The organism is Acinetobacter sp. YH12069, assembly GCF_013419675.1.
GTDB lineage: Bacteria > Pseudomonadota > Gammaproteobacteria > Pseudomonadales > Moraxellaceae > Acinetobacter > Acinetobacter amyesii.
This window is the reverse complement of the sequence record NZ_VOZS01000011.1, coordinates 84,349-105,687: the sequence shown is the minus strand read 5'-3', so window position 1 is coordinate 105,687 and position 21,339 is coordinate 84,349. Positions and strand designations below refer to the sequence as shown.

At 41.6% G+C, this 21,339-nt stretch carries 20 protein-coding genes and 1 pseudogene; 16 read left to right on the top strand and 5 right to left on the bottom strand.

What is annotated here, in order from left to right; translation table 11 throughout:
• Window positions 1–4 precede the first annotated feature (4 nt).
• Window positions 5–2,158 (bottom strand): fatty acid oxidation complex subunit alpha FadB, encoded by a 2,154-nt coding sequence (gene fadB, locus FTU16_RS10040; protein WP_180163178.1) that lies wholly within the window; start codon window positions 2,156–2,158, stop codon window positions 5–7.
• Between the two features lie 473 nt (window positions 2,159–2,631).
• Between fadB and lpxO the strand changes: the two genes are divergently transcribed.
• Complete coding sequence (gene lpxO, locus FTU16_RS10035) at window positions 2,632–3,546, top strand: lipid A hydroxylase LpxO (RefSeq protein WP_180163177.1); 915 nt, start codon at window positions 2,632–2,634, stop codon at window positions 3,544–3,546.
• A gap of 71 nt (window positions 3,547–3,617) precedes the next feature.
• On the opposite strand, the gene FTU16_RS10030 is transcribed toward lpxO, so the two are convergent.
• The gene (locus FTU16_RS10030) at window positions 3,618–3,917 is read right to left on the bottom strand and encodes a hypothetical protein (protein ID WP_180163176.1); all 300 of its coding nucleotides are present in this window, start codon (window positions 3,915–3,917) and stop codon (window positions 3,618–3,620) included.
• Between FTU16_RS10030 and FTU16_RS10025 the strand changes: the two genes are divergently transcribed.
• Complete coding sequence (locus tag FTU16_RS10025; protein ID WP_078190471.1) at window positions 3,916–4,998, top strand: diguanylate cyclase domain-containing protein; 1,083 nt, start codon at window positions 3,916–3,918, stop codon at window positions 4,996–4,998. The two genes, FTU16_RS10030 and FTU16_RS10025, sit on opposite strands and share 2 nt — an antisense overlap.
• 180 nt (window positions 4,999–5,178) lie before the next feature.
• Window positions 5,179–5,592 (top strand): PH domain-containing protein, encoded by a 414-nt coding sequence (locus FTU16_RS10020; protein WP_180163175.1) that lies wholly within the window; start codon window positions 5,179–5,181, stop codon window positions 5,590–5,592.
• Between the two features lie 53 nt (window positions 5,593–5,645).
• Here FTU16_RS10020 and FTU16_RS10015 read toward each other — a convergent pair whose 3' ends face one another.
• Entirely contained in the window at window positions 5,646–6,692 is a 1,047-nt protein-coding gene (locus FTU16_RS10015) for an AAA family ATPase (RefSeq protein ID WP_180163174.1), read from the bottom strand.
• Between the two features lie 178 nt (window positions 6,693–6,870).
• On the opposite strand from FTU16_RS10015, the gene uvrC reads away from it, so the two are divergent.
• The 3 genes from uvrC to pgsA all read left to right on the top strand — a co-directional run bounded on the left by uvrC (window position 6,871) and on the right by pgsA (window position 10,293).
• Window positions 6,871–8,670, top strand: a complete 1,800-nt coding sequence (gene uvrC, locus FTU16_RS10010; RefSeq protein WP_180163173.1) for an excinuclease ABC subunit UvrC — start codon at window positions 6,871–6,873, stop codon at window positions 8,668–8,670.
• A 136-nt stretch (window positions 8,671–8,806) separates the two neighbouring features.
• Entirely contained in the window at window positions 8,807–9,601 is a 795-nt protein-coding gene (locus FTU16_RS10005; RefSeq protein ID WP_180022389.1) for a thioesterase family protein, read from the top strand.
• A gap of 104 nt (window positions 9,602–9,705) precedes the next feature.
• Complete coding sequence (gene pgsA / locus FTU16_RS10000; protein ID WP_078190467.1) at window positions 9,706–10,293, top strand: CDP-diacylglycerol--glycerol-3-phosphate 3-phosphatidyltransferase; 588 nt, start codon at window positions 9,706–9,708, stop codon at window positions 10,291–10,293.
• Between the two features lie 826 nt (window positions 10,294–11,119).
• Here pgsA and FTU16_RS09995 read toward each other — a convergent pair.
• Both FTU16_RS09995 and argH read right to left on the bottom strand, forming a co-directional pair.
• Window positions 11,120–11,389 carry an oxidative damage protection protein gene (locus FTU16_RS09995; RefSeq protein WP_078190466.1) on the bottom strand — a complete coding sequence of 90 codons (270 nt, stop codon included), beginning with the start codon at window positions 11,387–11,389 and terminating at the stop codon, window positions 11,120–11,122.
• Window positions 11,390–11,416: 27 nt separating this feature from the next.
• A complete protein-coding gene (argH, locus tag FTU16_RS09990) occupies window positions 11,417–12,847 on the bottom strand; it encodes an argininosuccinate lyase (RefSeq protein ID WP_171319324.1) in 1,431 nt (476 codons plus the stop codon).
• On the opposite strand from argH, the pseudogene FTU16_RS09985 reads away from it, so the two are divergent.
• The 10 genes and pseudogenes from FTU16_RS09985 to FTU16_RS09940 all read left to right on the top strand — a co-directional run bounded on the left by FTU16_RS09985 (window position 12,838) and on the right by FTU16_RS09940 (window position 21,307).
• A pseudogene (locus tag FTU16_RS09985) lies at window positions 12,838–13,991 on the top strand (sensor histidine kinase). The gene argH and the pseudogene FTU16_RS09985 sit on opposite strands and share 10 nt — an antisense overlap.
• Window positions 13,992–14,044: 53 nt before the next feature.
• Window positions 14,045–14,785, top strand: a complete 741-nt coding sequence (locus FTU16_RS09980) for a LytTR family DNA-binding domain-containing protein (protein WP_111886003.1) — start codon at window positions 14,045–14,047, stop codon at window positions 14,783–14,785.
• Window positions 14,786–14,880: 95 nt separating this feature from the next.
• Window positions 14,881–15,798 (top strand): hydroxymethylbilane synthase, encoded by a 918-nt coding sequence (hemC, locus tag FTU16_RS09975; RefSeq protein ID WP_218955636.1) that lies wholly within the window; start codon window positions 14,881–14,883, stop codon window positions 15,796–15,798.
• A gap of 3 nt (window positions 15,799–15,801) precedes the next feature.
• The gene (locus FTU16_RS09970) at window positions 15,802–16,581 is read left to right on the top strand and encodes a uroporphyrinogen-III synthase (protein ID WP_180163171.1); all 780 of its coding nucleotides are present in this window, start codon (window positions 15,802–15,804) and stop codon (window positions 16,579–16,581) included.
• On the top strand, window positions 16,578–17,420 hold the full coding sequence (locus FTU16_RS09965; protein WP_180163170.1) for a hypothetical protein: 843 nt from the start codon (window positions 16,578–16,580) through the stop codon (window positions 17,418–17,420). The genes FTU16_RS09970 and FTU16_RS09965 overlap by 4 nt, the downstream gene beginning before the upstream one ends.
• Before the next feature lie 6 nt (window positions 17,421–17,426).
• Window positions 17,427–18,620, top strand: coding sequence for a heme biosynthesis protein HemY (locus FTU16_RS09960; RefSeq protein ID WP_180163169.1), 1,194 nt, complete (start codon window positions 17,427–17,429; stop codon window positions 18,618–18,620).
• A gap of 9 nt (window positions 18,621–18,629) precedes the next feature.
• Window positions 18,630–19,061 carry a thioesterase family protein gene (locus FTU16_RS09955; protein WP_180025942.1) on the top strand — a complete coding sequence of 144 codons (432 nt, stop codon included), beginning with the start codon at window positions 18,630–18,632 and terminating at the stop codon, window positions 19,059–19,061.
• Between the two features lie 142 nt (window positions 19,062–19,203).
• Window positions 19,204–19,530 carry an H-NS family nucleoid-associated regulatory protein gene (locus FTU16_RS09950; RefSeq protein WP_180007248.1) on the top strand — a complete coding sequence of 109 codons (327 nt, stop codon included), beginning with the start codon at window positions 19,204–19,206 and terminating at the stop codon, window positions 19,528–19,530.
• Between the two features lie 167 nt (window positions 19,531–19,697).
• Window positions 19,698–20,441 (top strand): type II secretion system protein N, encoded by a 744-nt coding sequence (gspN, locus tag FTU16_RS09945; RefSeq protein WP_180065795.1) that lies wholly within the window; start codon window positions 19,698–19,700, stop codon window positions 20,439–20,441.
• On the top strand, window positions 20,441–21,307 hold the full coding sequence (locus FTU16_RS09940) for a type II secretion system protein N (RefSeq protein ID WP_180012118.1): 867 nt from the start codon (window positions 20,441–20,443) through the stop codon (window positions 21,305–21,307). Before gspN ends, FTU16_RS09940 begins: the two co-directional genes overlap by 1 nt.
• Window positions 21,308–21,339 lie beyond the last annotated feature (32 nt).

Sequence of the window (21,339 nt, the reverse complement as noted above, 5' to 3'; positions counted from 1 at the left end):
CTCCTTAACCGTAGAATTTTTTGTTGTTAGCAGCCATGTCACGCAACATTTGTGGCGCTTCATAAGCCTTACCTAAATACGCATATTTGTCGCAAAGCGCTACGTATTCAGCGACACCTGTTTGGTCGATGTAACGGCATGGACCACCACGGAATGGAGGGAAACCTACACCCATGATCATCGCCATATCTGCTTCAGCAGCAGTCGCTACGATGTTGTCTTCTAGGCAACGAACAGTTTCGTTACAGAACGTCAGCATCATACGGTCAATGATTTCTTGAGCGTCAAATTCACGTTTTTCCGCAGTTGCAACAGAAGCCACAAGTTCGTAAGCCACTGGATCAACCACTTTGGCTTTCTTACCTTTACGGTCAAGTTCGTATTTGTAGAAACCAACGTCATTCTTTTGACCAAGACGTTTGTTTTCGTACATGGTTAAAGTTGCGCCTTTGTAGTCTGGCTTCATGCGGTCAGGGAAGCCTTCTGCCATTACTTCCGCACCGTGTACGCCTGTGTCAATACCCACAACGTCGATGAGGTAAGCAGGACCCATTGGCCAGCCGAATTTTTCCATCACTTTATCAACTTGCTGGAAGTCAGCTCCGTCTTTCAGTAGAAGGTCAAATGCACCGAAGTAAGGGAACAATACGCGGTTTACCAAGAAGCCCGGGCAGTCATTGACAACGATTGGTGTTTTACCCATTTTCTGAGCAAGAACTACAGTGGTTGCAATCGCTTCAGCAGACGTCTTTTCACCACGGATCACTTCAACCAATGGCATCATGTGAACTGGGTTAAAGAAGTGCATACCAACAAAGTTTTCAGGACGTTGTAGGTTTTCAGCCAAACGTGTGATTGAAATTGTTGACGTGTTCGAAGCAATGATCGTGTTGTCACGAACATTTTTCTCAGTTTCAGCCAGTACAATACCTTTTACTTTCGGGTTCTCTGTTACTGCTTCAATCACGATGTCCACTTCTTTAAACTCGTCATAGCTTAAAGTCGGACGGATGCGCGCAAGAGTTTCACCCATTTGTGCAGGTTTCATTTTCTTACGTTCAACTTGTTTGGTCAGTAAGCCATTGGCTTCTTTCATACCTAAAGCAAGTTGTGGGTTACCAATGTCTTTCATGATGATTGGTGTGCCTTTGCTTGCCGCTTGGTAAGCAATACCACCACCCATGATACCTGCGCCTAGTACAGCAGCTTGGTTGACAGGGTGAGCACCTTTTTCATATTTCTTCGAGGTTTTCTTCACAATTTGGTCGTTAAGGAATAAACCAATTAACGCACCTGCTTGTGGAGTCACAGCCGCTTTAGCAAAACCTTGCGCTTCGATTTTCAATGCTTCATCACGTGGAAGGCTAGCACCTGCTTGTAATGAGTCTAGAAGAAGTTTTGGCGCTGGGTATTGAGCAGGGTTTGCTTTTGCAAGCACTGCACCTTTCGCTGTATTGAATGCCATCATTTGTTCAAGCATGTTCAATTTAACAGGATCTAATTTTTCTTGGCGTTTTGCTTTCCAGTCTACACGGCCAGCAATCGCTTGTTTCACAAGGTCAATTGCAGCGTCTTGTAGTTTGTCTACAGCAACAACTGCATCAACAGCACCGTCTTTGAGCGCAGCAGCTGGCTTTTTCGGCGCAGCCATTGCCATCCATTCAACCGCATTGTCGATACCAATCACACGGCTTAAACGAACCGTACCACCAAAACCAGGGTAGATACCCAGTTTGATTTCTGGAAGGCCAACTTGTGCAGCTTCTGACATCACACGATAGTCACACACTAAGCACATTTCAAAACCGCCGCCCAATGCCATACCATTGATTGCAGCAACTTTAGGAACGTTTAGATCTTCAAACGCATTGAAGATGTCGTGAACAGGCAATGCCCAATCCACAATCGCTTGTTCGCCTTGAGCGAAGTTTTCACCGAATTCAGTGATATCTGCACCCACGATAAATGTAGATTTACCTGAAGTAACGATTAAACCTTTGATGTCACCGTTTGCTTTAACAGCGTCAATTGCAGCTTTAAAATCTTCAATTGTTGCGCGGTTAAATTTGTTGACCGACTCACCTTGTAAGTCAAAGCGGAATTCTGCAATTCCGTCCGAAAGCATTTGGACGGTAATGGCATTGCCAGCGTGGATCATGCCTGATCTCCTTTATTTTGGAGGACTTCTAAGTTGATGTTGTGAAGCGAGTACGCGGTTCCTGCGTACACTTTATGCCTCGCTAATCTTACGATAACTATATCTAAAAAGAACATAACAAGTTGTATCAAGCCGTGACGCTAGGGTCATCAAAATTTCTTTTGGAAATAGCCTTCGGATCTGCCTTTAAACGCTATCGTTCTGATTAAATATGTTGAAGCTTATGTTTCAGTTCACATTTTTTTATAAATGTAAGCTATAGATTGAGATGCGAAAGAAAAATTCAAGAAAAAAGCAAGTGTATTTTTCGGCAGAATAGTCAATTCACTTTTAACATTGTCATCCATCTTTGCTGAGACACAGTGTTCTATGCTGCTTATTTAGGCATCACTGAGCACTATGCTATACTCGCCGCGTTCTCAAAAAAGTTAATTTTTCATTAAGCACAATGCTTATTAGCACCAGGTCCTCATATGATTAAGTGGATTATCCTGGCGGTCTTTGTCATTTCTGCGTTTTATATCCAGCAACGCGGTAAAGTCCGTCATTCATTTTATCGTCAGTTTTTTGATCATTCGACATTGCTCGCACCGATCAATTTTCTCATGTACATGTTTTCAAAAGTGCCGAGTCAACCCTATATCGACACGCAGCATTTTAAAGATTTAAAAGTCTTAGATGAAAACTGGGAAATGATTCGTGATGAAGCCAAGGCCTTGTATGAAAAAGGGGGCATTAAAGCATCGAGTACTTATGATGACCTTGGATTTAACTCGTTCTTTAAAACAGGTTGGAAACGCTTTTATTTAAAATGGTATGACTCAGCTCATCCTTCGGCTGCTGAACTTTGCCCAAAAACTACGGCCTTGTTAAAAAATTTACCCATTATTAAAGCCGCGATGTTTACTGAGTTGGCGCCCGACAGTCGTTTAGTTCGTCATCGTGACCCCTATGCAGGTTCATTGCGTTATCACTTGGGCTTACTGACGCCCAATGATGACCGTTGTTTTATTGATGTCGATGGTCAGCGGTACTCATGGCGTGACGGCGAGAGTGTGGTGTTTGATGAAACTTATATTCACTATGCTGAAAATAAAACGGATCAGAACCGGATCATTTTCTTTGCAGATGTTGAACGGCCATTAAAGTCAAAGTGGATGGAAGCTTTTAACCATTGGTTTGGTAAAAATGTCATGACTGCTGCAAGTTCACCGAATGAAAGCGGTGATAAAACAGGTGGTTTAAATAAAGTGTTTGGCTATGTCTATCAAATTCGCATAAAAGCCAAAGCCTTGAAAAAAACCAATCGTTCACTGTATTACTTTTTAAAGTGGTTCCTGATGTTGGGGCTGTTCTTCCTGATTTTTGTACGTCCATATTTATTTTAAAAGTAGAATAAATATTGAAAAAATGCGCCCTTAGGGGCGTTTTTTTATGCTGACAGTCAGCGAAATATCAGTTATCGTGCAAGCAGAATAAAAATAATCATGCAGAGCAAATCAGCAAAAGCAGAAAGAGTGTTAGCCAGAATAAGCCAGAACCAGAATAAGCCAGAAAAAGTGAGCCAATAGACGAGGAATATGATGTTGACGTCCGAACTTAAGCCCATGCAAAACCGTTGAGCTGAAAGAAAAGCGTCATCATCAATGATAGCCAAAACCCAAAGGTGAAAACGGTGGAAACATTGCAGACCTACTGCATAGAAACCCTGTGTAAACGCCTGAAGGAAAGGATTTGGCGGGAAGGGGATCCGATTCATGAAAGCAACCAACCAAACATTGATGCATCAAATGCATATTTCGATGCAAGATATAGAACGACGTAAACAGTTGCTTGGCTTGACTGATTTAGAGCTGGCGGAACTGGCTTCGATTGGTGGGATTGTGGCGCCTATACTCGACAGTATGGTCGAGGAATTTTATGAAAATCAGACCTCAATTCCAGAAATTGCCACCTTGATTGGTGACCTTGATACCTTGAAGCGTTTGCAACGCGCGCAGCATCAGTATTTATTGGACTTATTTTCTGGGCGCTATGACAGCGCTTATGTGAATAACCGTTTACGGATTGGTTTGGTTCATAAGCGCATAGGTGTAGAGCCGAAATTGTATCTCTCTGCGGTGCATACCCTAAAGACCATGTTGTTTCGCTTAATTCAGCGTACCTTTAATGATACCGAACAATATCAGCGGATTATTAACACCTTGGAAAAACTCTTTATGTTCGATACAACATTGGTGGTGGAAACCTATGTGTGGAGTTTGATTAATGAGGTGAAGATCTCCCGTGAAAAAATGGAACAGTATGCGCATGCGCTAGAGTTTCGTGCACAAGAAATGGAAGAACTTTCACAGCGCGATCCATTAACAGGACTGTTAAATGTCCGGCATTTATCGACCTTATTGACCAGTATTTTATATACAGCACAGCGTAATCATGAACCTGTGACAGTAGTGTTTATTGATATCAATGATTTTAAAAAGATCAATGATGAACAAGGTCATCCACGTGGAGATCAGGTACTACAAACGGTTGCTGCGGCCATAAAGTCGGTTGCACGTTTAGATGATCATTGCTTCCGTTATGGCGGAGACGAATTTTGTTTGGTCTTGCCTGGTTGCAGTGAAAAGCATGTGGAAGGGAGTTTTATCCCGCGTTTATTAGAAGCGGTGGCTGAAATGGAAGCAGGCTTAAGTTTAAGTATTGGGCTGTGCCAAACAGACCATCAGCAAGGCTATGTAGACGCCATGAGCTTGGTACAACAAGCCGATGCCAAAATGTATCAAGAGAAAAAGAATTATAAACGTTTGCAGGAACAACCCATGTCGAAAGAAGCGTGATCCGAGCGTAAAGAACGCCAAAAATAACAATAGATGAATAGCGAAACTTGAGCTAGATAGATCTCCATATTCTTGAAAATAATGTGATAAATACGCTTATTTCCTGCAAAAATAAAGCTGAAATAGCAGATGCATCCTGCAAAATCTTGTATAGAATAAAAGCAGTTGATGGGGGATAAGATGCAAGTTTTTCGTTCAAAAAAAGATTGGTGGGTGGTGGCGTTTATTGTTTGTATGAGCGGTTTACTCATTCAATTATTACTCACCATGCAAGCCAAAGGCACGATGCAACAATACCCTCTTCATACCGCGGTGTATATTTTGACGGTATTACTGCTGTGGTGGCCAATACTCAATACACGTTATCAAATTTCCGCAACAGAATTAAATATCCGTAGCATGTTTCTACGTTGGCAAATTCCTTTGCAGGATATCCAACGCATCAGTGCAAGTCAGGATTTGTCTGCGGCACCTGCGTTTTCCATTAAACGGTTAAAAATCGAATATCTTCGAGATGGCAAAACCAAATTTGTCATGGTTTCACCGAAAGATCCGCAAGCTTTTGCTAAAGCGATTGGTGTTCCAATCCAATAAATATAAGAATGCTGAATAAAGGTATTTGAGCATGCCTTTTAAAGACCAGTGAATTATTTAATAATAACCAATTGTCCAAGTTGTGCATCTAGGTGTATTTTAGTTTGTTCGGGATGATTCAAAAAATACACCGCCAAAATAGGCTCAAGCTCGACCCGCATTTTTCGTGCTAAATGTCGTGCGCCATAACGAATATCATGGTTCTGATAAAAATGTGCTTTGGCTGCATCTGTGAGTTTGATACTGCGTTTTTGATGTTGTAGGCGTTGATTAAGCTTTTCCAGTTCAATCTCCACCAAACGGGGCAAGGCATCATCTTGAACGGGTTGATATTGCAGTACACGGTCAATACGGTTAATAAATTCAGGGTCGAATTTACGTTGCATGACTTTTTCAATAATGCTGCTGACCGGCACGCGTTTGAGACAAATCTTCTGTATTTTTTCGGGTAAAAAATTTAACTTATCTAGATATTGCTGTGCCGCTTGTGCACCTACATTGCTGGTCATAAAGATCATACAATTACGAAAGTCGATTGTTTTTGTACCCGAGGTTAGGGTTAATTTTCCGCTATCTAGCACATTCATTAAGCCGCGAAGCACTTCGGTTGACGCTTTTTCCAGTTCATCAAAAAGCACGATGCCCGGTCGGGTATGACTACCTGCAATGGCAACTTCATCAAATAAACTATGGCCTTCTTTAGAACCGACATAGCCCGGAGGCGCACCAGTAATGGCAGCCGCATAATGTTCCTGTGCGAGCGTGTTCATATCAATACGGCAAAAGGCATCAGGTCGGCCATAAATCACTTCACTGATTAAACGCACAGTTTCGGTTTTACCAACACCTGTCGGTCCAAGCATTAATGTTACGGAGAGCGGTCGTTCAGGACTGGAAAAATCAGCCTTGACCACATGCAGCATTTTTTCAATTTCGTCTAATGCTGCTTCTTGTCCAATGATCCGTTGCTTTAAGCGTTGCATAACGTCATGCGGTTCAAAATGAAAACGCGGCTTACCCATCAAACGGTTTTTTTCAGCAGTGCTCTGCGTCGAAGTTGTCGGGTGTACGACATGGATGGCGGGATTGGCGTTCGTCATGCATCATGTTCCTAAAGCGGGATGTTTTGAGCATAGCAAATTTAGAATTTTGCATTAATAGCTTTTAGCAATCAGATCATTGCTATGAGCAACAATAAATTTGCGGGATTGCTTGAAAATGCAGGTAAAAGCATCACATCATGTCAAAGAGCAATATCGATGATGGAACAAGGCAAAAGTGAACGAAAACGCACGCGAACATATTGAAAAAATTCTTGCCAATATGACGACTCTACCCGGTGTTTACCGCATGTTGGGTAAAGACGGTGAGTTGCTGTATGTGGGTAAAGCAAAGAATTTAAAAAATCGTGTGTCGAGTTATTTTGTCAAAACCATTGAGCATCCCAAGACGCAAGCCTTGGTCGCCCGTATTTATGACATTGAAAGCTTGGTGGTGCGTTCTGAAACGGAAGCCCTATTGCTCGAACAAAACCTGATTAAGCTCCATCGTCCGCCGTATAACATCATGCTGCGAGACGACAAATCTTATGTCTATATTTTTATTTCAGCCGATAAACCCTATCCACGAATTGCTGCAGGGCGAGGCAAAGCGAAGCATCAGGCCGGTAAGTTTTTCGGGCCTTATCCGAGTGCTTATAACGCGCGTGATACTTTGGTGGTGCTGCAAAAACTGTTTAATGTGCGTCAGTGTGAAAATAGCTATTTTTCACAGCGCAAACGACCATGCCTGCAATACCAAATTAAACGTTGTTCCGCGCCTTGTGTGGGGTTGATCTCACCCGAAGATTATAAAGAAGATGTCAATAACTCGATTCGTTTCTTACAAGGCGACACTAAAGAGCTTAATCAAGAGCTGATTGGGAAAATGGAAGCTGCGGCCGAAGCACTCGAGTTTGAAAAAGCGGTGTTTTATCGTGATCGTATGGCGCTGCTGCGTGATGTGCAAACTCAGCAAGCGATTTATAAAGTCAAAGGTGAGGCTGATATCATTGCCATTGCTTATCAAGCCGGTGTGACCTGTGTGCAAATCATGCATGTGCGCAATGGCAAAATGCTCGGCGGAAAGAGTTATTTCCCTGATATGCAGGGTGATGATCTAGGTCAAATGCTCTCGGACTTCATTGCCAATTTCTACTTTCAAGTTGCAGATGAGATTCCAACTGAACTCATCATCAATGTCGATATTCCAGATCGTAAAGACATGGAAGATGCGTTGTACCAACACTTTGAAAAGCGGATTCAAATCAAACATAAAGTGCGTGAAACCCGTGCAGAGTGGCAAGAATTGGCACAGATGAATGTACAACATGCGATTAAAGGTAAACTGGCTGATCATTTTGAATTGAATGAGCGCTTTCATCAGTTAGAGCAAGTCGTTGGGCGGCCGATTGACAGTATTGAGTGTTTTGATATTTCTCATACCATGGGTGAAGCAACCATCGCGTCTTGTGTGGTCTTTGATGCGGGTGGCGCAAGAAAGCGCGACTATCGCCAATTTTCCATCAATGACATTACCGAAGGCGATGATTATGCTGCCATGCGTCAAGCGCTGACCCGCCGCTATAAAAAGCATATGTTGCCCGATTTGTTGTTAATCGATGGGGGTAAAGGTCAATTACACATGGCGATGGAAGTCATGCAAGAACTCGAGCTCGATGCCTTTATGGTCGGGGTGTCCAAAGGTGAGGGGCGTAAACCGGGTCTGGAAACCTTGCACTTTACCGATGGTGAAAAAATCCAATTGCCCGAAGACCATAAAGCCCTGCATTTGATTCAACAGGTTCGTGATGAAGCCCACCGATTTGCCATTACCAAACACCGAGCGAAACGAGATAAAAAGCGTGGCTCATCGGTACTTGAGGTGATTCCGGGCTTAGGGCCAAAACGTCGTCGGGATCTGTTGACCCATTTTGGTGGCATTCAGGGGGTACTCAAAGCTTCGGAAAATGATTTAAAACTTGTACCGGGATTAGGCGATGTGATGGCGCGCACCATTTATAAAATCCTGCATGAATAGCGCGAACTAAGCCCAATCGATGACGCATCAAGTCTGAATTTGCCAAAATGCTCATTGACGCATGAGTCACTGATCATTCACATCATTTGATTTTTATACAATGATATAAAAATCAAAAATATGATCAGGGATGATGATGTCACTCGCACAGTTGTATCAACATATTGAACACAATGAATGGGTTGAGATTCCAGAAGGATGGTTGCAAGGACGTACGATCTATGGCGGCTTAGTGGCAGGCATGATGATGCACAAAGCCGTTGCTACCATTGCCGATCCGCAGCGACGTTTACTCAGTTGTAATGTGACCTTTGTTGGGCCAGTACAATTGGCGCCCATGCGTTTAAGTACTGAAATTTTAAGACAGGGCAAATCCGTCACCACCATCGAAGTTCGACTTTGGCAAGATGATGCAGTACAAAGCATTTTATTGGCGAGTTTTGGTGTTCCACGTGAATCAACTATTGCCGTCAATCAGGAACGTCAAGCACCCGATTTCCCTGAAGTGAGCAGTTTAAAGATCGCCGAACATCATCCACTTGCACCACAGTGTTTTCAGCAAATGGATTTGGCCTGGGTAGATGGGCAGTATCCGTGTACTGCAAGCAAAAAGCCTGACTTTAGTGGTTGGATGCGTTTTAATCCAGAACGCCATGATAACCGTAAGATGACCGTCGCTGATTTACTGGTCTCGATGGATATGTGGCCGCCCGGCGTGCTGCCTATGTACAAAACCATGGCACCTGCGAGTTCTTTAACGTGGACATTAACCTACGTGCATCCTTTGCAATCAAGCTTGCATAATTGGTTTAAATATAAAGTATTTACCGACTATGCAGCGGATGGCTACGCCACGGAATATGCGCATTTATGGGATGAAAATGACCAGTTGATTGCGATTGCGCGACAGACTGTTACGGTGTTTGCCTAGTGACACTGCGGGGCATTTCGTATAAAGTGAGTGCAACTAACGATGGATAAATCCTCAAATTATTCTGCATTTTCATCGTGCATGAGGGGAAAACTGGGGTGTCTATGACAACAGGTCGAATCCTGAATATTCCTAATATTTTAACATTGGCACGAATTGCTTTAATTCCTGTGTTTTTGTTGGTGGCGTATTGGCCACCTGCAATGGGGGTGGGTGAGCATGCTGCAAGCATGTCACGTCATATATTGCTGACCGCTATTTTTGTGATCGCAGCTGTCACTGACTGGTTTGATGGCTATCTTGCGAGAAGTTTAAATCAGACTTCAGCATTTGGACGTTTTCTCGATCCTGTTGCAGATAAACTGATGGTCGCAACAGCCTTGATCGTCTTGGTGCAATGGCAACCAACCATTTCGATGGCCTTTGCAGCGATTGTGATTATTTCACGTGAAATCACGGTGTCTGCGCTACGTGAGTGGATGGCTGAATTAGGCGCACGTACCAGTGTTGCGGTTTCAACCGTTGGTAAATATAAAACAGCATTTCAGATGATTGCGATTTCAGTGTTCTTGCTGAATTGGCAGCCCCTAGAAATGTTGGCCTATGGATTGCTCTATACAGCTGTTGTTTTAACGTTATGGTCGATGTTTATATATTTGAAAGCCGCATGGCCGTATTTAAAACAACCTTGATTTAAAAGTAAGTTATGAAAAGCTCCGTTATCGGGGCTTTTTTATTGCCGAGCTTTTAAAAAAATTGAGGGTTTGACTAGTTTGAACAGCGCTTCATTTGATTAGAGCTTGACGTTAAATGTGAGACGTTGGCGCAAATTTTGGATAAAAAAATTCCCAGATTTTGGGGGAAATCTGGGAAGGAAAATCGGGGTTACTTATCGCTATTATGGAAGATGTTTCCATCTCCTTGATTGCTATTATAGGAAAGCCATTTTAGAAATACATGGAGTTTCTTGTAGTGTAATGTTGTGTTTTATTGAGAAATGTATCACAAATTTACATTAAGAATTTTTGATACAAATTGGCCGATAACTTTGGTAGGTTTTGTTTGGATTTAAACGATAAAAATCGATATATGTGATGATAAAAATACAATTAACATTATTTAAATAATAGATTCATCTATTTAAGTTTAAATAAAATTGATCAATGGATAAAAGATTTTTCAGCAATGATAAAGATCATTTCTCAATGAAAGCTTACACAGACGTCATCTTTGTTTTGTGAAAATAACAGTGCTTCTAAATTTATAAAAGGAGCCCCTTTGGACTCTTTTATGACATTTGAAACTACGCGCTTCGCTTGTCTTGCGTAATTTTTAGAGCAATAAAAAAGAATCCACAAGATTAGAGATTCTTTTCAATTAAAGCCTACGTGCAGCATAACTGCTTGTCTTGCGGCGTGGCGGAGTATAAAAATAGGAGCCCCTTTGGGACTCCTTCATGACATTTGAAACTACGCGCTTCGCTTGTCTTGCGTAAAACTTAAAGCAACGCTTTAAGTTTTACTCAGGCTTTAGGCCTTCGGCTTTTTCTAAAGATTCATCATTGCTGAAGAATTTTTCACGTTGCTCTTCAAGGAACTTTTTCGCGTCAGCTTCAAACACGTTTAAACGTTTTTCATTGATCAACGTCGTTTGGTGTTTTAGCCATTCTTGCCAAGCTTGTTTAGATACAGTATCAAACAATTCTTGTCCCTTCGCACCCGGGAATGGTGCAAAGTCTAAACCTTCCATTTCAGCCTGATATTTACGGCAAAACACTTGTCGAGACATATCAATACTCCATTTAACTTGAAAAAGTTATGCGTAAAGTTTTTCTAAACGTGCGTGTGCGCGTTCAATTGCTGCTTCAACTTGAGCAGGTGCAGTACCACCAATGTGGTTACGTGCATTGACAGATGCTTCAAGTGTTAATGCTTTTTCGAAGACATCGGCCTGAATCAAGTCAGAGAACTGTTGAAGTTGCTCAAGGGTTAATTCTGAAAGATCTTTGCCTTCTTGAACACCGAGAGCAACTGCTTTACCCACAATCTCATGTGCATCACGGAATGCCACGCCATTTTTAACGAGGTAGTCGGCAAGGTCAGTTGCAGTTGAGAAGCCACGCAGCGCTGCTTCACGCATGATGTCAATGTTTGGCACTAGTGCAGGGATCATATCGGCAAATGCCATGAGTGAGCCACGAACAGTATCAATTGCATCGAATAGTGGTTCTTTATCTTCTTGGTTGTCTTTGTTGTATGCCAAAGGTTGACCTTTCATTAGGGTCAATAGGCTCATCAAGTCACCATATACACGACCAGTTTTACCACGAATCAACTCAGGAACGTCTGGGTTTTTCTTTTGCGGCATGATTGAAGAGCCAGTGCAGAAACGGTCAGGAATGTTCACAAATTTGAACTGAGCCGATGTCCAAAGAATCATTTCTTCTGACATGCGTGATAAATGCATCATGATGAGTGATGCTGCCGCATTGAATTCAATACCAAAATCACGGTCAGATACGGCGTCTAAAGAGTTTTCAGCGACAGCTTCAAAACCTAGTAATTCTGCAGTGAATGCGCGGTCGATCGGGTAAGTTGTTCCTGCAAGTGCAGCAGAACCTAAAGGCATACGGTTGGTACGTTTACGGCAGTCAATTAAACGCTCTGAATCACGTACTAACATTTCAAACCATGCCATTAAATGGTGACCAAAAGTCACTGGTTGTGCAGTTTGTAAATGCGTGAAGCCCGGCATGATGGTATTGGTATTTTTCGCCGCTAAGCCTAGGATGCCTTTTTGTAATTTTTTCAATAATTCTAAAATCGCATCGATTTCGTCGCGAACATACAGACGGATATCGGTTGCAACTTGGTCATTACGACTACGACCGGTGTGTAGTTTTTTACCTGTAATACCGATACGTTGAGTCAAGCGTGACTCAATATTCATGTGCACATCTTCTAGGTCAATGCGCCATTCGAAGTTACCCGCTTCAATTTCTGCTTTAATGGTGTTTAAGCCATTAATAATATCGTCACGCTCTTGTTCAGTTAGAACGCCAACTTTTGCAAGCATGGTTGCATGTGCAATTGAACCTGCAATATCTTGTTTATAAAAGCGTTGGTCAAACTGTACAGATGCTGTAAATTCAGCAACAAAAGCGTCAGTAGCTTCGGAAAAACGACCGCCCCACATGCCTGAAGTTTGGGCTTGTGACGGATTTGAGGAATTAGAAGATGTGGTCATGTCGGCTCAATAAGATAAAAAGCATAGAACTGAGCAAGAGTATAGCAAATTCGAACCCAGTTGCCGAAGGGCAAGTTGATCAAACTTTTAGACAGGGTTTAGGTCTATGACAATTTCTGTATTTTCAGGAAAAATGGGCCGTTGGCACTATCTGTGGGAGCTTTTTCTTGCGGGCAATATCGTGGCGTTGGTCTTGGCTTTGGCACAAGCTCATTCGTGGCAAGCCTTAAGTGTTTCCAGTGTCATGCAGCATGTGTTGTTTATTAACTGGATTTTATTGGCATTTGCTGCATTTTCAGAGCTATTGCAGAGTAAGACGCGTGGTTTGAGCATGAAAATGCTCATGTTTAGCGGGTTTGTTTTATTGCAAGCTTTGGTGTTGTTCACCACCTTAATTTTAAATGTTTTGATCTATTTGGGTGAAAATTTCAGTTTAGCTGGTTTGAATGCAGACATTTTAACTGCTGGTGTGGTTTTAAATCTGAGCTATGGGGTGTTGCTTGGGGCATTTTGTTTTCGATATTTATATTTAAGAGAACAGTGGGGGCGACAACATCATAGTGAATTAAACTCACGTATTCAGGCGATGCAAGCTCGGATTCATCCGCATTTTTTATTTAATAGCTTAAACAATGTGATTAGCTTGATTGCGATTGACCCAGATAAAGCGGAGCAAATGCTGCTGAATTTATCGCGTTTGTTCCGTGCGAGTTTTCAAGAATTGAAGTTGGTGAGTCTTAAAGATGAGATTGATCTGTGTCAGCGTTATTTGGCCATCGAACAAATGCGATTGGGTGATCGGCTCAATGTGGAGTGGAAACTGGCTGACATTGACCAATACGCGCAAGTACAAATTCCACTATTAACTTTACAACCTTTGTTAGAAAATAGTATTTTTCATGGAGTTGAAAAGATTTTGACAAAGAGTACGATAAATATATTGATTGAAATATTACAAAATCAAATTAATATCGTTATTACAAATCCTTATACACAGGATACAATTAAATTACGTCAGGGGAATGGTATTGCCATCGAAAACGTGAAACAGCGACTTGAGGCATATTATGGTCAGCATGTCACTTTTCAAACCTACGCAGGCGAGGGAATGTATACGACTGTGGTGCAATATCAATATAAATAGAAATCTCAGTTGACCAATAAAAATAAATGACGTTAACGAGATAAGGAGGAGAAATGGACATCCTAATCTGTGATGATGAGCCTCTAGCAGTAGAGCGATTGTCACGTTTAGTCACTCAACTTGGACATCAGGTGGTTGCGAAAGCTTCACATGGTCAACAAGCGATTGACTTGGCTCAAAGCCTCGAGCCTGATGTCATCTTACTAGATATACAAATGCCTGAAATGGATGGGTTGACTTGCGCGAAATTGTTGCGTGAATTAGACCCCATGCCCGCTATTATTTTTTGCACTGCATATGATCATCATGCACTTGATGCATTTAAATCGAATGCAGAGGGATATTTACTAAAACCAGTTATGCAACAGGAATTGCAGCAGGTTTTAGATCATTTAACTAAATTAACCCAAGCTCAATTGAGCACGATAAAACAAAAAGAAAATATGGACGAAATTAAAATTAGCCGCCATCAAATCGCGGCAAAGACCTATCGTGGTGTAGAGTTGGTACCTGTGGAAAATATTTACTATTTTCTTGCAGATCAGAAATATGTCACTGTTCGGCACAAAAATGGCAGCGTACTCATTGATGAAACGCTGAAAGATTTAGAGCATGAATTTGGTGATCGTTTTATACGCATTCATCGCAATGCCTTGGTGTCTGTGAGCTTTTTAGATGGTTTAGAGGTTGTAAGCTCAGGGCAATATCAAGTGCGTTGTCGAGATTTAGACGAGCGCTTGGCGGTCAGCCGTCGGCATTTACCGAATTTACGCGAGCGAATACAAAAATTATAGGGCAAGGGTTAAAGCACATTGCGAATTAAGCTTGCATTTTCAACTGAGCAAGTTAAGTTTAGAATAATAGCCCTATAGACTGTATTTTAAAATTTATGAATATCCTTAAGATCGCAACTCGACAAAGCCCGCTTGCACTTTGGCAGGCGGAACATATTCGTGCACGCTTAGAAGCACTTCATGCAAATTTGAAAGTTGAGTTGGTGACTTTTGTGACCCAAGGTGACAAGATTCTAGATACCCCTTTAGCCAAAATTGGGGGGAAAGGATTATTTGTGAAAGAATTAGAAGCGGCGTTGTTGGATGGTCGTGCAGACTTGGCAGTTCATTCGATGAAAGATGTGCCGATGGCATTGCCTGAAGGTTTAAGCTTGGCCGTGATTTGTGAGCGTGAAGATCCATTAGATGCTTTCGTTTCAAATACCTATAACAGTTTTGATGATTTACCACAAGGTGCGAAGGTAGGGACATCGAGCTTGCGCCGCAAATGCCAAATTTTAAAACAACGTCCTGATCTTGAGATTATTGATCTGCGTGGCAATGTGGGTACGCGTTTATCTAAACTTGATGCAGGCAACTATGATGCGATTATTTTGGCGAGTGCAGGGCTGAAGCGTCTGGGCTTAGCAGGGCGTATTCGTCATACTCTTGAGCCTGTTGTGAGTTTACCTGCAGTTGGACAAGGTGCATTGGGCATAGAATGTCGTAGCCAAGATCAAGCTGTATTGGATTTAATTTTGCCCTTAATGCACGCAGAGACCAATGCTTGTGTACGCGCAGAACGTGCTTTTAATGCATATCTAGAAGGTGGCTGCCAAGTGCCGATTGCTGGGTATGCAACCTTAGAAAATGGTCAGATTCATTTGGAAGGTCGTGTCGGTAGTGTTGATGGTCAAACCTTGTTGAAAGCACAGCAAGTAGGCCTTCCCGAACAGGCTGAACAGTTGGGCGTTAAATTGGCACAAGACTTGTTAGCCCAAGGTGCAGGTGAAATTTTAAAGGCACTGTATTAATACATGCTTTTTATCAATACACGTCCGACAGATCGTGCAGCGCGGCTTAGTTTGACGCTGCAATCTGCGGGTGTCGCTGTGGTCGAGCTTCCATTACTTGAGCTCAAGCCACGGGCATGGTCAGAAGCATTAGTGGGGTGCTATGCCCAGTTGAGTGCTGCGGATGTATTGGTTGTGGTCAGCCCCTCTGCGGTCACCTTTGGTATGCAAGGTTTGCGTAAGGCAGGCATTTCACTTGATCAGCTCGAACATATGCAATGGGTTGCAGTCGGTGACGCAACCGCAGCAAAGTTAGCTGATTATGGTATTCGCAGTGTCGTACCGCAGGTGGAAACTTCGGAGGGAATGCTCACTTTAAGCCATTTAGAACAATTGGAGGCCGGGGCTTGCGTTGCATTTTGGCGCGGTGAAGGTGGTCGTCAATTTATGATGCAGCAGTTGCTAGCACGTGGCATTCAGATTCTTAATTTTGTGCTATACGAACGCCATCTACCGGAAGAGACCACTCAAAAAGTAAAAACACTCATTTCTGAACATCAGTTGTCATCTCCGTATTGTATGTTGATCACCAGTGAGGCCAGTTGGCTCAATTGGCTTGACTTGATTCAGTCGCATTTATCAGTGCTGAGTCATGCACATTTTTTAGTTTTAGGTGTAAGGTTGTTCGAGCTACTTGAGCAAAGTCGTATAACACTGAACAAAGATTTTAAAATTATTCAACTCGAAGATTTAAACGCGACACACATATTGCAGCATGTGCAGGTCGTGCAGGGAAATACATGAAGAAGTTGTTTGTCGTCGTGGTCATTGTCGCCGTACTTTGGTTGGCTAAACTCAGTTTTGACCTATTTCAAGTCAATGCTCAACAAACCGAACTGATGCAACAACAAACTTTATTGCAACAGCGCAATGCAGGTTTGAATGATCAGGTCGTGGCTTTGAAACGCCGGTTGAATGGCACAACGACCGAGATGTCGGCTGCAACGACATCGAATGCTTCGATTGCTGCTGAGGCGACCCATAGTATTGAGCCAATGATGGTTGTGGGCCAGCAACTTGATTTGGTTGAATTTGCCATGCAGCAACAACAATTTGCTGTCGCTTTAGAAAAATTAAACCAATTAGACCAACAATTAGATCAGTTGAGCTTGGCACCTGCACTGCGTATGAGTTTGCATCAGGTGATTCAAAAAGACCGTGAGACCTTAAAGCAATATGTGACAGAGCGTCAGTTGCAATCTGATAAAGTGAAAAATACCCTGCAATCCATCGATCAATTGTTAGAAAAAGAAATATTAAAGCCCTATAGTTCAAAAGAGCAGCAAAAAGGTCTTTCTTTTTGGCAAAAATGGATTCAAGTCGAATCAGTCGAACAACCGAGTCCCGTATTAATGCAGCGTAGCTTGGTATTAAAAGAAATGCAGTTACGTTTAATTTTGGCTCAGCAAGTTTTAAATCAAGGACAATATCCTCAATTTCAACAAGAAATCACTGAAATTATGCAAATTATGCAGCAATTGCCAGATGCTTCATTAAAACCGATACGCCAACGTCTAGAACAATTAAAGGACATTCCGGTTATTTCTGTACCGCTATTAAATACTCGGGCACTCATAGGATAATCGACTATGAAACATATTTTATTGGCCTATTTATTTATTAGTTTATTGGTTGTCGCCATTATTAGTTTGCTGAGTTTTGGACATGGTGCAGGTTATGTGTATTTATACTGGCGTGAATGGCAAGTTCAATCCAATATTTGGTTTTTAGCATTATTGCTAGCATTACTGAGTTTAGTCGTGCAAATGCTTTGGTATGCGGTTAAACGCTATTTAAGTCGAGAACAACGTAAATCTGAAACGGTCTTTAGTTTTAATAAACTACATCCCTATGAGCAATTGGCTGTCATTTGGCTTTTAAATGCTGCGCAAGATCAAAAAAACTTTATTCAGCAAGCTTTTACTGAGTCTGGATTATTAAAAGGGGTGATCGATGCGCGTTTATATTGGATTCAGCAACAATATGAAACAGCATTAAATGCATTAACTCAGACCAACCCAATGGCTTTTGAGCTTGCAGAATTGCAACGGATTGAAATTTATTTGTCTCAACAACAGGGTGAAAAGGCTTTAACGCATCTCGAATTTTTGAATCAACATGAATTATCGCCATGGTTGCAAAAAGTCAGCACGGCCTATGAGCAGCGTTTAACCACGCTATGGGGCATGTTTGCGTTGCAGTTTCCTTGGTTGTATTTGCGTTCGACACGTTATGGGCACTTAGATGAGCTGACAAAACAAGCTTGGTTGGAGCAACTATTATCTGCATTTGATCAAGCAGATGTCGATGACTTACAGCACCTAAAGCAGCGTTATTTGGATTTGCAAAATCAAATCACAGAGCGTAAATATGTGGTCAAAGTGCTTTGGTTAAAAGTCTTGTCTCGTGTGCCAGAGATGAGTCAGGAACATGAGCAATTGGCTATTCATTTACTGGAACAGCAATTTAACAAAGAAGTGTTCTTTTTGTGGTTCCAGCAAAAAATGCTGAAGCAAAACCCTGACTATGTGGCTGTAGAACAGCAGATTCAACGTTGGGAAGAAAAGTATCCTGCGCTGCCTGTTTTTAGTTTTGCAAAATGGAATATTTACCAAGCGACAGAACGCCAAGCTGAGGCGGATGCATTATTAGAATTATATCCAGATGATGTATTAATGAGTTATTTACGTATCAAGTCAGCTTTAAATCAGCAGGAATATTTGACCAAACAATTAAATTTAATATTTGAAAATAATGCTAATTTTATGGAAATTCGAATATAAGGACATAATATGCAAGAAAATTTAGCTCAATATTCATTGATTCATACTCAACACGTAGCTTGGGGGGATATGGATGCTTTTGGTCATGTAAATAACGTGCATTATTATCGTTATATGGAAAGTGCGCGGATTGGTTATTTAGATCAGTTGGATATATTTAATCAGTCTGTGGTTACGGTTGTTGCTTCAAGCCAGTGTAAATATTTAAGCCCCGTGGTTTATCCTGATATTTTAAAAGTGGCAACGCGCGTTGAAGAATTAAGAAATAGTGCATTTCGTATGGGTTATATATTATGGAGTGAACAGCAACAAAAAATCGTTGCAACAGGCGATGCGGTTATTGTGTGCGTGGATAAAATGACCCTGCAAAAAACCTCTATTCCAGAAAATATTAAAACCAAAATAAAAGCCTTAGAAAATTCAGTGGGAAATAATATTTAAATACAATTTAACTTTATATATTTTAAGGAGTCGTGTTAAAATATTGTAGTAAAATGAAAATTATTTATTGAATAAAAATTTTATTATAATATTATGAGCGAGTTTTCATAAGCATTATTAAAATGAAATTTCGGAGTTAAAGATTATGCCTGATATTAGTAATTTATCAGTTGAAGAGTTAAAGAAGCTTCAAGTAGAAGCTGAAGCACTGATTGCATCTAAAAAAGATCAAGCGATTGAAGATGCGTATAACCGTATTGTTGAAATTGCAGAAAATTTAGATTTAAGCGTTGAACAAATTCTTGAATTTGGTTTAAGCAAACGTAAAAAATCAACGCGTAAAGCGGTTGAGCCACGTTACCGTAGCAAAACCAATGCAGATGACACGTGGACTGGTCGTGGTAAACAACCACGTTGGTTAGTGGCTGAGTTAGAAAAAGGCGCGAAACTAGAAGACTTCTTAATTTAAGAACAATTCATGAAATCGTCATATCCTGAGTTCAGGATAATTAAACCAGGCAAATGCCTGGTTTTTTTATCTCTTTGAATTGGCTATGCAGAAAAAGTATGCATAATGTGTCTATAAAGAAAAATGTTTAAATGATGGAAAAAAATTGATGGATCGGTTGTGGTGGGATGATCAATAAAACTAATAATATTCGGTGGCTCATTTTTGCTGCGATCAGTTTTTTAATTTTCGTTATGCTGCAAGTGCCAGCAGCGTGGCTCATTACAAAGTTTTATAAAAATAACCAAATGCTACATAACGTCAGTGGCAATATTTGGCATGGGCAAGCAGATTGGACACGAGGAAATTTGAAAGGCTCGTTAAACTGGAACACACGCCCGTGGGATTTGATTTTATTACGCTTGGGTGCAAATGTTGAAATTCATAGTGGCAATACCAAACTACAAGGTGTGATGGGGTATGGTTTTGGTAAAAGTATTAGTATTAAAAACTTAGAGGGTCAAATTGCTCCTGAAACCTTAAAAAGTTTTGCCGATTGGCAATGGCCAATGAATGCCATTCAATTAAAAGATGTGCAGTTTAAATATAAGCCACAACAGGGATTTAGTCGTTCATCAGGCGAGATACAGTGGGCAGGTGGGGATTTATCATTTAGCTTTGCACAGCGTCAAGAGTCAATGAATGTGCCTGCCATGTTGGCTCAATTAAAAGACGATAATGGCAAATTGTCGATTGATGTTCGAGATCAACGCGAACAAAAGATGATGAATTTATCACTTGAGCCAGACCTCATGTTGGATGTGCAATTAACCCAGCGCTTTTTGATGAATGTTGCTTCCTATGAAGGTAAGGCAGGATTAGATACGTATGTGATTAGTTCGCGTCAACCTCTATTGAGTGGGGTGAACTGATGGCTGACTATTTCGAAAAAATCCGCGAGATCAATTGGAAGCAAACAGATCGACTTGCACCTGTGGTCTTGGCTTTAATAATTTTGTACCTGTGCTGGAAGTTAGCCGCTTTATTTTGGTTATTGATTGCACCGCCACAAGCCATGCAGTTAGACCGAGTTGAATTGGGTTCACAGCAAACGCAAGTTCCTAATATTAGCTCTTTTGCCTTGTTTCAGGAAAACCGCAGTTCAGCAGCTGACGCGCAGTTAAATATGGTGTTACAAGGTGTGGTGGTTGGACAGCCAAGTCGCTACTCGTCGGCAGTGATTAAGGTCAATGAGAGTTCAGATCGCTACTTGGTTGGAGAAACCATTCAAGGTTCATCATATCAACTGGCTGAAGTTTATTGGGATAAGGTGATTTTAACGCAGGGTAATGGTGCACGGCGTGAATTAGCGTTCCAAGGTATTGAAAACGGATTAGATCAACCGATTGTCCCTACAGCCAATGCAACATCAGGCGGATCTTTGCAAAATAACAGCATGCAAAATGCAGCTAATCCTGCAAATTCAGGGCAAGGCACGACGCAGTCCGCGATTGGTCAGGCCGTACAACGCATGACAGAAAATCGTGAGCAATATCTGCAGGAAATGGGGGTGAATCCATCAGGTAATGGTGGGTTTGAGATTTCAAATCGAACACCTGCTGCCTTGAGAAATAAATTGGGTTTGCAACCGGGTGACCGCATCATGTCTTTAAATGGGCAGGCAGTCGGTGCAGGACAATCTGAGGCGCAATTATTAGAACAAGCCCGCCGTGAAGGGCAGGTGAAACTTGAAGTCAAACGTGGTGATCAAGTGATGACCATACAACAGGATTTTTAGTGATGTTTCATCACTTTATAGGGTTAGGAAAC